The organism is Pelomonas sp. KK5 (assembly GCF_001984095.1).
GTDB lineage: Bacteria > Pseudomonadota > Gammaproteobacteria > Burkholderiales > Burkholderiaceae_C > KK5.
In genome coordinates, this window is sequence record NZ_LYVQ01000187.1 from 1 (window position 1) to 12,975 (window position 12,975).

A 12,975-nucleotide genomic window follows, 5' to 3' on the forward strand; every position below is an offset into this window, starting at 1 on the left:
TGGACGCCTCCACCCATGTCCCGAGGCTCCGCGCGATCTGCGCGCTCGAAGGACAAGGAAGATGAGTTCCGGCATCACTACCGCCCACTCGGTCGTCGAACCCGGCGCCGGCTCGCGCTGGTTCGCGGGCAGCGTCGTCGTGCTCTACGCGCTGGTCACGATGATCCCGCTGGTGTGGATCATCCTCACGGGCCTCAAGACGCCGGCCGATTCGATCAGCTATCCGCCCAAGGTGCTGTTCAGCCCTTCAGCCCAGGGCTACTGCAACCTCTTCACCACCCGCTCGCGCCAGACGCCCGAGTACATCGCCGCGCTGCCGCCCGCCACCAGCACCTGCGACCGCATCACGCGCGCCGACAACATGGTCGTCGCCGGCCCGTCCAACTACATCCCGCGCTTCGTCAACTCGCTGATCATCGCCTTCGGGTCCACGATCCTGTCGGTCGGCTTCGGCGTGATGGCCGCCTATGCCTTCTCGCGCTTCAAGGTGCCGCTGAAGGACGACCTGCTGTTCTTCATCCTGTCCACGCGGATGATGCCGCCGATCGCCGTGGCCATCCCGATCTACCTGATGTACCGGGAGCTGGGCCTCTCCGACACGCGGCTGGGCATGATCCTGCTGTACAGCGCCGTCAACGTCTCGCTGGCCGTGTGGCTGCTCAAGGGCTTCATCGACGAGATCCCGCGCGAATATGAGGAAGCGGCGATGGTGGACGGCTACACGCGGCTGCAGGCCTTCCGCAAGGTGGTGCTGCCGCAGGCTACGACCGGCATCGTCGCCACCGCCATCTTCTGCCTGATCTTCGCCTGGAACGAGTACGCCTTCGCCGTGCTGCTGACCTCGGGCACCGCGCAGACCGCCCCGCCCTTCATCCCGATCATCATCGGCGAGGGCGGGCAGGACTGGCCGGCGGTGGCGGCCGGCACCACGCTGTTCCTGATCCCGATCCTCGTATTCACGATCCTGCTGCGCAAGCACCTGCTGCGAGGCATCACTTTCGGAGCCGTACGCAAATGAGCACGCAGAAATGGCCCCGCTGGCTGCGCCGCGGCCCGATGGAGATGCTCGCCTGCACCGTCATCGCCGCCGGCTTCGTGATGCTGCTGCAGCCGCTGGCGATGGTGCTCTACACCTGGTCCTTCATCACGATGCTGGTCGGGACGGTGATGTTCATGATCGTCTCGAAGTTCCCCGCCTGAGAACAGCCATGGCCGAGATCCGCGTCCAGAACCTGCACAAGGCCTTCGCCGACTTCACCGCGGTGAAGGACTCCAGCTTCACCGTCCGCGACGGCGAGTTCTTCTGCCTGCTGGGCCCATCCGGCTGCGGCAAGACGACCACGTTGCGGATGATCGCCGGCCTGGAGCTGCCCACCTCGGGCAGCATCCACCTGGGCAATGAGGACGTCTCCTTCAAGCGCGCCTCCGGCCGCGACATCGCCTTCGTGTTCCAGATGTTCGCGCTCTACCCGCACATGAACGTGCGGCGCAACATCGCCTTCCCGCTGGTCTCGCAGGGCATGGCACGCGCCGAGATAACACGTTACGTCGACGAAGCCGCCCGCATCCTGCGCATCACCCATCTGCTGGACAAGCCCGTCTCCCAGCTCTCCAGCGGCGATCGCCAGCGCGTGGCGCTGGGCCGCGCCATCGTGCGACAGCCGCTGGCCTTCCTGATGGACGAGCCGCTGGGCGCGCTGGATGCCGAGTTCCGCGAGCTGATGTGCGGCGAGCTGCGCGCGCTGCATGACCGGCTGAAGGCCACCACGGTCTACGTGACCCACGACCAGATGGAAGCGATGGCCATGGCCGACAAGATCGCCATCATGAACCAGGGCGTGATCGAGCAGCTCGGCGCGCCGCAGGAGGTCTACGAGCGCCCGGCCAGCGTCTTCGTAGCGGACTTCATCGGCGCGCCGGCGATGAACTTCCTGCCCGCGGTGCTGGCCGAGAGCGCCGACACGATCCGCATCGGGCCGGCCGTGCTGGCGATGCCGGCGCTGCGCGAGACCGCGGGCGCGAAGCCGCTGCTGTTCGGCATCCGGCCCGAGCATGTGCGCTTCGATGAGGGCTCGCAGCTGCGCGCGGAGGTGCTGGGCACCGAGTACCTGGGCAACAGCACCGTCGTCACGCTGGCCACCGCGCAGGGCGCGACGCTGCGCGCCAAGGTCGGCGTGGATTCACCGGCGCGGCGCGGTGACCAGGTGGGCCTGGCCTTCGAGACCGGCGCCGTCTCGCTGTTCGATGCCGACAGCGGCCGTGCCCTGAGGACCACCCGCCATGGCTGATCTCCGACTCCACCGCATCAGCCGCCATTTCGGCGAGGTTCGCGCCGTCGACGGCCTGGACCTGTCCATCGCCAGCGGGGAGTTCTTCGTGCTGCTGGGCCCCAGCGGCGCCGGCAAGACGACGACCCTGCGCCTGGTCGCCGGCCTCGAGAAGCCCGATGCCGGCCACATCGCCATCGGCGGCCACGAGGTCACCGCCCTCGCCCCGGCCCTGCGCGACGTGGCCTTCGTGTTCCAGCAGTATTCGCTCTACCCCCACCTGAGCGTCTACGACAACCTCGCCTTCCCGCTGCGTTCGCCGCTGCGCCCGCTGCCCGAGGGCCAGATCCGCCGCAAGGTCGAGGAGGTCGCGAAGCTGCTGCGCATCGAGGACAAGCTCAAGCAATCGGCCACGCGGCTCTCCGGTGGCCAGATGCAGCGCGTCGCCATCGGCCGCGCCCTGGTGCGCAGCCCGGCGCTGTACCTGATGGACGAGCCGCTGTCCTCGCTGGACGCCAAGCTGCGCAACGAGCTGCGGCTGGAACTCAAGCGCATCCAGCAGGACCTCGGCGCCACCATGCTCTACGTCACCCACGACCAGATCGAGGCGCTGACGATGGCCAGCCGCATCGGCGTGCTGGACGCGGGGCGGCTCGTGCAGGTCGGCACGCCGCGCGAGATCTACGAGAACCCGGCCAGCGCCCACGTCGCTGCGCGCCTCGGCTCGCCGCGCATCAACCTGCTGGACCGGGCGCTGATGCCCGCGCTCCAGGCCCCGCCGCAGGCCGCCACCCTCGGCATCCGCGCCGAGCACCTGCGCCTGCACCGAAGTACCGGTAGCGTGAATAACGCAAAGGTCAAGCGCACCGAGCGGCTCAGCGACCAGCACCTGGTCCATGTGGCGCTGGACGGCAGCGCGCAGGAACTGGTGGTGGCCGCGCCGGGCCACGAGAGCTATGCGCCCGAGGAGGCGGTGTCGCTGGAGCTGCTGCGGCCGCTCTGGTTCGGCGCCGACGGGCAGCGCATCCACGCCTAGGGAGTACCTTCATGGCCGACATCGAGCTGATCCGCCACGCCACGCAGACCCTGATCGACCATGTGGACGAGCTGACCGCGCTCGACCAGGCCATCGGCGACGGGGACCACGGCCTCAACATGAGGCGCGGCGCCCTGGCCATCCAGGCCAGGCTGGACGAACTGGCCGGCCAGTCGCTCAACGACGCGCTGCGCACGATGGGCATGGCCTGCATGTCGACGATCGGCGGGTCCTCAGGCCCGGTCTTCGGCACGCTGATGATCACGCTGGCCAAGACCCTGCCGGAGCCGCCCGACCCCGCCAGCCTGGCTGCCGCGCTGGACGCCGGCATCAAGGCACTGACCCGGCTGGGCAAGGCCGAGGTCGGCCAGAAGACGCTGCTGGACGTGCTGGACCCGGTGCAGAAGCTGCTGGCGGCGGGAGGCGATGACATGCCCGCCCGCGTGCGCGCCTGCGCCGACGCGGCCTGCGCCGCCACCGCGAACATGGATGCGATCAAGGGCCGCGCCTCCTTCCTGGGGGAGCGCGCACTGGGCCATGTGGACCCCGGCTCGCGCTCGATGGCCTTGCTGATCGGCGCCATCTGCGACAAGCTCGAATGAAGGAGACAAAGCGTCATGAAGAAGCTGATCAATAACGTCGACACCGTACTGACCGAGTCGCTCGAAGGCTTTGCCGCCGCCCATGCCGACATCGTCACGCTCGGCCACGGCTTCGTGCGCCGCCGCGATCTGAAGCCCGGCAAGGTGGCGCTGATCTCCGGCGGCGGCTCCGGCCACGAGCCGCTGCACGCCGGCTTCGTCGGCCCCGGCATGCTGGACGCCGCCTGCCCCGGCCAGGTCTTCACCTCGCCGACGCCGGACCAGATGCTGGCCGCCGCACAGGCGGTGGACACCGGCGCCGGCGTGCTCTTCGTCGTGAAGAACTACAGCGGCGACATGATGAACTTCCAGATGGCCGCCGAGATGGTCGAGTGCGACAACGAGACGGTCATCGTCAACGACGACGTGGCGGTCGAGAACAGCACCTACACCACCGGCCGGCGCGGCGTGGCCGGCACGCTGATCGTCGAGAAGATCGTCGGCGCCGCCGCCGAGCGGGGCGATTCATTGGCGCAGCTGAAGTCACTCGGCGATGCCGTCAACAAGGCCACCGCCTCGATGGGCGTGGCCCTGAGCTCATGCACCGTGCCCGCCGCCGGCAAGCCGACCTTCCAGATCGGCCCGGACGAGATGGAGATGGGCGTCGGCATCCACGGCGAGCCGGGCCGCCGGCGTGTCAAGCTGGCCAGCGCCAGCGAGATCGCCGCGGAGCTGAGCGAATCGATCCTGAAGGATCTGTCGCTGCAACCCGGCCAGCAGGTGATCCTGCTGGTCAACGGCTTCGGCGGCACGCCGCTGATGGAGCTCTACCTGATGGCCAACGCGGCCCGCAAGATCCTGGAAGGCCAGCGCTTGCAGGTGGTGCGCCACCTGACCGGCAATTACGTGACGTCGCTGGAGATGGCCGGCTGCTCGCTGACCGTCTGCGCGGTGGACGAGGCACAGCTGTCGCTGTGGGATGCGCCGGTGCACACCGCGGCCTTGCGCTGGGGCGTCTGAACCAGGGCCGCCGTTTCGACCGGGCGGCCCGACTCGGCCCAGCCGTCCAGCCCGCCGACCAGCGCCGCCACCCGCTTGAATCCCAGCCCCGCCAGCTGTTGCGCCGCCTTGGCCGCGGTGATCTCGTTGGGGCAGTTGCAGTAGAGCACCAGCAGGCGCTCGCGCGGCAGCTGCGCCGCATGCTCGGCGACGGCCTTCAGCGCGATCGACAGCGCGCCCGGGATGCGGCGCGGGTCCACGCCGCGGCTGGCCTCGCCGCGCACGTCGATCACCAGCGGCTGGTCCTCGCCCAGCTCAAGCAGCGAATGCAGTTCGTCCACGTCGATGCGCCGGATCTCCCGCGCGCGGCCGCGCCAGCGCCGCCAGGCCCGTTGCGCCACCAGCGCGGCCACCACCAGCAGCAGGGCCACGGTGGCGAAGATGCCCGCCTGGGTCATCACTTCCAGCACCTGCAGGATCTGCTCATGCAGCAGGCGGCCCAGGCCGAGGAACAAGGCGCTCCACACGGCGCCGGCCACCAGGTCGAAGACAACGAAGCGCCGCACCGACATCCCCAGCGCCCCCGCCATCGGCGCGGCCACCACCGAGATGCCCGGCAGGAACTTGGCCGCCAGCAGCGAGCGGCCACCCCAGCGGTCGATCAGCGATTCGCTCTGGCGCACGCAGGAGTCGGGCGACAGCGAGATCCGGCACAGCAGGCGAAGCACCCGGTGCCCGTAGCGCCGGCCGGCCTGGTACCAGACCGCATCGCCCAGCACATTGGCCAGCGTGGCGGCCGCCAGCGCCAGCGGCAGCGAGAGCGCCTCCCCGGCCGCCATGCCGCCCGCCACCACCAGCAGCGGCGCCGCCGGCAGCGGCACGCCGGCGCGCGCCGCCAGCGTGGCCACGAAGACCACCAGCAGTCCATGCCCCAGCAGCAGCTCGACGAGGGTTTCCATCTTGCCGGCCATTGTGCCGGCTGGCGTCGAACCTTGCCGTTATGGGGTCATGGCGTGGGCGCGTGGCATCCAAACCGACATCGGTGCGGCGCCGCGGTTCTGCCAGGCGAAATAAGGCACGGCGGTGAAGGCCACGCGCTCGCCGGCACCGGGATCGGGCTCGGCCGGGAGGTACAGCGCCTGTTCCCAGCCCGGCGCGGGCGCCCTGGCGCTCGCCTGTCCGCGCAGCACGACGACGCCGCCCAGCGTCGCGGCCTCGAACACCGCCTCGATGCCGGCCGGATCGATCGCCAGTTCCTGCAACGGGCGCGGCTGATCCTGCGCCTCCAGGCAGTACAGCAGCGGCCCGCGGGACAGCGCGATGCGGCCGCGGTTCTCGTGCAGCTGCGGGTGGCTCTGCCAGGGCGTCACCGCCATCGGCAGCGCCAGCCGGACGATGTCGCCCGCCTGCCAGTCCCGCTCGAGGCTCAGGTAACTGCCAGGTTCAGCGGACACCTCGACCACCTCGCCGTTGACGCTCAACGCCACGCCGCCGCGACACCAGCCCGGCACCCGCAGCTTCAGTGCGAAGCGGCCGGGGGTGCCGACCTCGATCGCGATGGCGCCGTCCCAGGGGTAGTCGGTGCGCTGGATCAGCTCGACGCTGCCGCCGCCCAGCGGGAGCGTCGCCCGGCCCTCGATGTACAGATGCACCCACAGCGCGCCCTCGCTGCTCCCGTAGGCATAGCCCGGCAGCGCGCCCAGCGTGCGGGCCACATTGGGCGGGCAGCAGGAGCACTCGTACCAGCTCTGGCGGACGTGCGTACCGTCGTCCTCCAGCGGATTCACGTAGAAGTAGCGCCGCCCGTCCTGGCCCCAGCCCGGCAGCATGCCGTTGTAGAGCGTCCATTCCAGCAGGTCGGCATAGCGCGCATCGCCGGTGGCGGCCAGCATCCGGTGGCACCACATCATGCTGCCGATGGCGGCGCAGGTCTCGGTGTAGGCGCGCGCATTGGGCAGCTCGAAGTCCTTGCCGAAGGCCTCGCCCTCGTGGCGCGAGCCGATGCCGCCGCTCAAGTACATGCGGCGGCGGGTCATCTCGGTCCACAGCCGCTCCAGCTGCGCCAGTGCGGCCGCATCGCCCTCGTCCAGCGCCAGGTCGGCGATGCCGCAGGCCATGTAGACCGCGCGTACCGCATGGCCGGCGAGGCTCGTCATGGCCATGAAGGGCTGCTCGTCCTGGAAGTAGTCGATGCCGAAGCGGCCGCCGTGCAACAGGCCCCGGCCGCGCGCCTCGATGAAGAAGCGGGCAAGGCGGCGGTAGCGGTCCTCGCCGGTCTCGCGGGCCAGCTCGATCAGGCCCATCTCCACTTCCTCGTGGCCGTCGATCATGAACAGCTTGCCCGCTTCCGCCGGGCCGAAGACCTCATCGATCAGGTCGGCGAAGCGGCAGGCCACCTTCAGCAGCCGCGCATCGCCGCAGACCCGATTCAGCGCCACGGCGGCCTGCATCAGGTGGCCGGCGCAGTAGAGCTCGTGCAGGTCGCGCAGGTTGCTCCAGCGCGTGTCCGCCCGTTCGAGGCTGTGATAGGTGTTGAGGTAGCCGTCCGGCTGCTGCGCGGCTTCGACGACCGGGATCGTCTGGTCGATCAGCGCCTGCAGTTCCGGCACCGGGCCGGACACCTGCGCCCAGGCCGCCGCCTCCAGCCATTTGTAGATGTCGGAGTCGTTGAAGAACAGGCCGGTGTAGGGTGCATCGGACGTGCCGGCAACACGGCGGAAATTGTCCAGCCGGCCGGTGCTTTCCAGCAGGGCATGCTGGGTCGGAAGGCTCACCTCGCGGTTGCGCTGCAGCCGCGGCGCCCAGAAGCGGCCGGCGAGCGAGACGGCCATCGGCGAGACCGGCTGCACGCGGGCGCCACGGCTGGCGCTGACATCGACGACCTGGGGCAACTTGTCTTGGTTCATTGAAGTCATGCCTTGACGGCGCCTGCAACCAGGCCCGAGATGTAGTAGCGCTGCAGCAGCAGGAACAGCGCCGCGCAGGGGACGATGGAAAGGACGATGCCGGCCTGCATCACACCCCAGTTGACGGAGCCGAGCTGCCCGCTCTGCGCGTTCAAGAGCATCACCGGCAGCGTGAAGGCGCGCGAGTCGGAGATCAGGATCAGCGCGGCCAGCAGCTCGTTCCAGGAGCCGAAGAAGGCGAACAGGCCCACGGTGGCAAGACCTGGCCCCACCAGCGGCAGCATCACGCGCAGCAAGGTGCCGGTGGGCGAGCAGCCGTCCAGCACCGCGGCCTCCTCGATCTCCAGCGGCACCGCGTCGAAGGCATTGCGCATCATGAAGACGGCAAAGGGCAGCTGGAAGGTGGTGTAGACCAGGGCCAGGCCCAGCTGCGTGTCCTGCAGGTGCAGCAGGCGCAGCAGGATGAACAGCGGGTTCAGGATCGACTGGAAGGGGATCATCAGCGTCGCCAGGATCAGCATGAACAGCGCATTGCGGCCCGGGAAGCGGAAGCGCGAGAAGCCGTAGCCGCCCAGCGTCGCCAGCACCAGCGTGAAGACGACCGTCATCAGCGCCACCGAGCCGCTGTTCCAGAGGTAGCGGCCGATGCCTTCCCCGTAGTTCGCGAGGTTGCGGTAGTTCTCCAGCGAGAAGCGGCTGGGCCAGTAGGCCGGCGGCGAGGCATTGGCCTCGCGGGCCGTCTCCAGCGAGGTCAGCGCCGACCAGGCGATCGGGAACAGGAACATCAGCAGCAGCACGCTGCACAGGCCGTAGTAGGCGGCGTTGACGCCCCAGCGCCGCCAGGCGCGCGCCAGCAGCGAGGCCTGCTCCTCGTGCCCGCGCACGATCCCGCCGAAGCCTTCGATGCGGCCGATGATCATTCCTTGTCGTCCCTCAGCAGCCAGAGCTGCAGGCCCGAGAGCAGCAGCAGCATCACCAGCAGCACCATCGACATCGCCGCGCCGTAGCCCAGCTTGAAGTAGGTGAAGGAGGCGCGGTAGATCCAGTGGACGATCGTGATCGTGCTGTTGAAGGGCCCGCCGCGGGTCATCACGAAGAACTGCTCGAAGGCGAGGAAGGAGCCGATGAAGGACATGGTCAGCGCCAGCGCGAAGGTGCGGCGCATCAGCGGGATCGTGATCGAGCGGATCTGGCGCCACCAGCCGGCGCCGTCCAGCGCCGCGGCTTCATAGAGGTCCAGCGGGATCGCCTGCATGCCCACCAGCAGGATCACCATCGTGAAGCCGGCCGCCTTCCACAGCACCATCACGACGATCGAGGCCAGCGCGCTGTTCGTCTCGCCGAGCCACTGCACCGGCTCGTCGACCACGCCGAGGTCCATCAGCACGTTGCTGAAGATGCCCACCTGGTCGTTGAACAGCCAGGTCCAGAGCAGGCTGGCCGAGGTCATGCCGATGACCACCGGCAGAAAATACGCGGTACGGAAGATGCCAACCCATCTGGCACCGCGTTGCACCAGCAGGGCCAGCGCGAAAGCGAAGATGAAGATCGAGGGCGTCACCACCAGCGTGTACTTCACCGTGAACAGGATGCTGCCCCAGAAGGACTCGTCGACGAACAGCTCCAGGTAGTTGCGCAGCCCGGCGAAGCTGGGGTGGCCCAGCAGCGGCCATTCGTTCAGCGACATCCAGGCGGTCATGCCCAGCGGCACCAGGAAGAACAGCGTCGTGACCGCCAGGCAGGGCAACACGAACACATAGGCGGCCCAGTGCCGCGGGACGGTGTGGCCGAAGAGAGTCGTGACCATCAATTCAGGGCGCTGCCAGGATCTTCCGGAACTTGGCCTGCGCGTCCTTGATGGCGGGATCGACCCCCTTGCCGAACACCGCCTCCTGGATCATCGCCAGCCAGGGCCCGTTCGGGTCGTTGATCAGCTGGTTGAACTTGACCGAGTAAGGCGTGCGGCCGGCCTGCATCTGCGCGGAGGCGACGGCGAAGCGCGCGTCCTGCTTGCTGTAGGCGTTGTCGGCCAGGTCGGCGCGCACCGGCAGGCTGCCGTTCTTCGCGAACTGCTCCACCTGCACCTCCGGCGAGAGGCACCATTGGATGAATTCCCAGGCCTCCTTCTTGTGCTTGGAGCCCTTGGGGATGGCGATCGAGTCGCCGCCGGCGAAGCTGGACGAGCCGCCCTTGTCGCCGGGCAGCGGCGTGACGCCGAAGTCGATCTCCGGATGCTCCTTCTTCAGCAGGCCGATCGAGAAGGCGCCGGAGCCGATCATGCCGATCTTGCCGGTAAAGAAGGGGCTGATGAAGTTGCTGCCGTTGTCGGTCTTGGCGCCGCTGGGGATCAGGCCCGCCTCCCACATGCGGCGGTACATGGCCAGCGTGTTGCGCAGGCCCGGGTTGTCCAGCGCCTCCTGCTTGTTGTCGGGCGTGAACACGTCGCCGCCGGAGGCCCACACATAGGGCGTCATCGTGAAGATGTTGCAGCCGCCGCAGGCGCCCGAGAAGTAGAAGCCCTTCACGCCCTTGCCCAGGGCGGCGATCTTCTTCGCGTACGCCTCCAGCTCGGCCGTGGTCTTGGGCGGCTTGTTGGGATCGAGCCCCGCCTTCTTGAACAGGTCCTTGTTGTAGACGAGGAAGGAGCTCTCGGCGCTGAAGGGCACCGCGTACTGCTTGCCCTCGTACATCGCCAGCCGCACATGCGAGGGCGAGAGGTTCTTGGCATAGGGCAAGGCGCTGGCCTCGGCGCCGATCTCCATCAGCTGGCCGGCCTGCGAGAAGGCGGGCACGAAGATCAGGTCGATGGCCACCACGTCCGGCGCCGCGCCGCCGGCCACCGCGGTGCCGAACTTGGTGACGAAGTCGTCGGCGGGAATCACCGTCAGCGCGACCTTGTTGGCGTGGCTGGCGTTCCAGGTCTTCACCAGCGGCTCGACGAAGCCGGCGTCCGGGGCGCGGACCCAGAAGGTGATCTCGGTCTGGGCCTGTGCCAGTGAAGCGGCCGCGCCGAACAACAGCGCAGCCGCCGCACGCACGGCCTGGATTGGGATTCGCATCGCTCTTGTCTCCGGTGTTGGTCTTTTGGTGGACGCGATGTTGACAGCAAGGCCCAGCCCCAACAAGATGACAAACGCTGCACATTCCGGGACAAATCCGACTTTGGCCGAGAACACGCTATCGCTCACGCTGCCGCAGGGCCTGCAGGCCACCAACGGCGGCCTGTTCATCTCGCGCGGGGTGGGCACCCATCCGCGCCGGGTGATCGATTCCTTCGAGCTGCTTTACGTCAAGAAGGGCACGCTGGGCATCGAGGAAGCGGGCCAGCAGTTCCTGGTCGGCGCTGAAGAAACGCTGGTGCTGTGGCCCGGCCGCGAGCACGGCGGGACGATGCCGTACACGCCCGACCTGCAGTTCTTCTGGGCCCACTTCCTGCTGCCCGAACGACGCGTTTCCCAGGGAAAACCCCGCCAATCCGAGCTGCTGCTGGATGTGCCGCAACACGCCCGCGTGGCCCGCGCCGAGCAGATGAGCGGCCTGTTCCGCCGCTTCCTGAACGAGCAGGAACTGCTGGGCGAGCGGCAGGTGCCGATGAGCCTGATGATGATGCAGATGCTGTGGGAGGTGGCGAATTCCCGGGCGGTCGGCGCGGCCGGCCCGGTGGCGGATGGATCAGCCGCGGTGCTGGCCGCACGGGCCGAGGCGCTGATCTGCACCGGCTTCGCCGGGCCCATCAGCACGTCCTCGATCGCGGCCCAGCTGGGTTGCAATTCCGACTATCTCGGCCGGGTCTTCCGCAGCCTCTACCGCTGCACGCTCACCGAGGCGATCCACACGCGCAGGCTCCGTCAGGCGACGGCGTTATTGGCGGACGGCAAGGCGACGCTGGAGGCGGTAGCGGCGCAATGCGGCTTCGACGATGCCGGGTACTTCCGGCGCCTGTTCAAGCGCTCGACCGGCATGACGCCGCAGGCCTACCGGCGGCTGCACATGCGGGTCCATGTCAATACCGGCTGAATGGGGCCGAGCGCCGGGCCGCCCCAAGCCGGCCCGTCTGGCGATGTTGCCCGGGCTCGATGCCCGGGCAATCGCCGTCCCCTCGGGGGACCGACCAGCGTACTCGCTGGGCGAGGGGCTGTAGGATCGCGCCCGTGAACCCGCTCCCTGCCCTCTACGCGAAGTTCTTCGGCCTGCAGGCCGAGCCCTTCTCGATCGCCCCCGACCCGCGCTACCTGTTCATGAGCGAGCGCCACCGCGACGCGCTGGCCCACCTGCTCTACGGCCTGCGCGGCGGCGGCGGCTTCGTGCTGCTGACGGGCGAGATCGGCGCCGGCAAGACCACCGTCTGCCGCTGTTTCCTGGAGCAGATCCCGGAGAACTGCCGGGTGGCCTACATCTTCAACCCGAAGCTGACCGTGGGCGAGCTGCTGCGCACGATCTGCGACGAGTTCCGCATCGAGGTGCGGCAACCATCGGAGGGCGACGACACCGCTTCGGTAAAGCGTTACGTGGACGCACTCAACGCCTTCCTGCTGGAAGGCCACGCCACCGGCCGCAACTCGGTGCTGATCATCGACGAGGCGCAGAACCTGGCGCCCGAGGTGCTGGAACAGTTGCGCCTGCTCACCAACCTCGAGACCAGCGAGCGCAAGCTGCTGCAGATCATCCTGATCGGCCAGCCCGAGCTGCGCACGATGCTGGCCCGGCCGGAGCTGGAACAGCTCGCGCAGCGGGTGATCGCGCGCTTCCACCTGGGTGCGCTGTCGGAGCCGGAGACGGCGCAGTACGTGCATCACCGCATGGGCATCGCCGGCGGGGCCGGCGCACCCTTCGACGCCGCAGCGCTGAAGCGGGTGCACCAGCTCTCGCGCGGCGTGCCGCGGCGGGTCAACCTGCTGTGCGACCGGGCGCTGCTGGGCGCCTACGCCCAGGGGCGCAAGCGGGTGGACCTGAAGACGCTGGAGCAGGCGGCCCGGGAGGTGTTCGACGACGACGTGGCCGCGACGCCCACGCCCTCGCGCGGCCGCACCGCTGCCATCGCCGGCCTCGCGGCGCTGGTGGCGGCGGGCGCCACGGCCTGGTTCTCAACAGGCACGCGCGAGCCCGCCCGCGCGCCGGCCGCCACCAGCGTCGCCGCGCTGCTGGTCGCGCAGGCGGCCAGCGTGCCGGCCTCGGCGCCCTCGCCC

Annotated in this window: 13 protein-coding genes; 8 read left to right on the forward strand and 5 right to left on the reverse strand. The window is 69.0% G+C overall.

What is annotated here, in order from left to right:
- Positions 1-61: 61 nt before the first annotated feature.
- Genes B0W88_RS23535 through dhaK form a run of 6 tightly spaced genes read left to right on the forward strand, consistent with a single transcriptional unit; the run spans position 62 to position 4,904 of the window.
- Positions 62-1,018 carry a carbohydrate ABC transporter permease gene (locus B0W88_RS23535; protein ID WP_077037057.1) on the forward strand — a complete coding sequence of 319 codons (957 nt, stop codon included), beginning with the start codon at positions 62-64 and terminating at the stop codon, positions 1,016-1,018.
- Positions 1,015-1,200, forward strand: a complete 186-nt coding sequence (locus B0W88_RS23540) for a hypothetical protein (RefSeq protein ID WP_077037058.1) — start codon at positions 1,015-1,017, stop codon at positions 1,198-1,200. Before B0W88_RS23535 ends, B0W88_RS23540 begins: the two co-directional genes overlap by 4 nt.
- Before the next feature lie 8 nt (positions 1,201-1,208).
- Positions 1,209-2,288: an ABC transporter ATP-binding protein gene (locus B0W88_RS23545; RefSeq protein ID WP_077037059.1), complete on the forward strand. Its 1,080-nt coding sequence runs from the start codon at positions 1,209-1,211 to the stop codon at positions 2,286-2,288.
- Positions 2,281-3,303, forward strand: coding sequence for an ABC transporter ATP-binding protein (locus tag B0W88_RS23550; RefSeq protein WP_077037060.1), 1,023 nt, complete (start codon positions 2,281-2,283; stop codon positions 3,301-3,303). Before B0W88_RS23545 ends, B0W88_RS23550 begins: the two co-directional genes overlap by 8 nt.
- An 11-nt stretch (positions 3,304-3,314) precedes the next feature.
- Positions 3,315-3,905: a dihydroxyacetone kinase subunit DhaL gene (gene dhaL / locus B0W88_RS23555; protein WP_077037061.1), complete on the forward strand. Its 591-nt coding sequence runs from the start codon at positions 3,315-3,317 to the stop codon at positions 3,903-3,905.
- A 15-nt stretch (positions 3,906-3,920) separates the two neighbouring features.
- A complete protein-coding gene (gene dhaK, locus B0W88_RS23560) occupies positions 3,921-4,904 on the forward strand; it encodes a dihydroxyacetone kinase subunit DhaK (protein ID WP_077037062.1) in 984 nt (327 codons plus the stop codon).
- Here the strand turns inward: dhaK and B0W88_RS23565 are convergent.
- Genes B0W88_RS23565 through B0W88_RS23585 form a run of 5 tightly spaced genes read right to left on the reverse strand, consistent with a single transcriptional unit; the run spans position 4,787 to position 10,848 of the window.
- Complete coding sequence (locus B0W88_RS23565; RefSeq protein ID WP_144006913.1) at positions 4,787-5,842, reverse strand: VTT domain-containing protein; 1,056 nt, start codon at positions 5,840-5,842, stop codon at positions 4,787-4,789. The genes dhaK and B0W88_RS23565 overlap by 118 nt on opposite strands.
- Before the next feature lie 39 nt (positions 5,843-5,881).
- Positions 5,882-7,789, reverse strand: coding sequence for a glycoside hydrolase family 127 protein (locus tag B0W88_RS23570; RefSeq protein ID WP_077037064.1), 1,908 nt, complete (start codon positions 7,787-7,789; stop codon positions 5,882-5,884).
- Between the two features lie 5 nt (positions 7,790-7,794).
- Complete coding sequence (locus B0W88_RS23575; RefSeq protein WP_077037065.1) at positions 7,795-8,709, reverse strand: carbohydrate ABC transporter permease; 915 nt, start codon at positions 8,707-8,709, stop codon at positions 7,795-7,797.
- Entirely contained in the window at positions 8,706-9,596 is an 891-nt protein-coding gene (locus B0W88_RS23580) for a carbohydrate ABC transporter permease (protein WP_077037068.1), read from the reverse strand. The genes B0W88_RS23575 and B0W88_RS23580 overlap by 4 nt, the downstream gene beginning before the upstream one ends.
- Before the next feature lie 4 nt (positions 9,597-9,600).
- Positions 9,601-10,848, reverse strand: coding sequence for a sugar ABC transporter substrate-binding protein (locus tag B0W88_RS23585; RefSeq protein ID WP_077037066.1), 1,248 nt, complete (start codon positions 10,846-10,848; stop codon positions 9,601-9,603).
- A gap of 103 nt (positions 10,849-10,951) precedes the next feature.
- On the opposite strand from B0W88_RS23585, the gene B0W88_RS23590 reads away from it, so the two are divergent.
- Positions 10,952-11,806, forward strand: a complete 855-nt coding sequence (locus B0W88_RS23590) for an AraC family transcriptional regulator (protein WP_083749012.1) — start codon at positions 10,952-10,954, stop codon at positions 11,804-11,806.
- 134 nt (positions 11,807-11,940) lie between these two features.
- The coding region (locus B0W88_RS23595; protein WP_233151822.1) for an ExeA family protein at positions 11,941-12,975 on the forward strand (1,035 nt) is incomplete at its 3' end.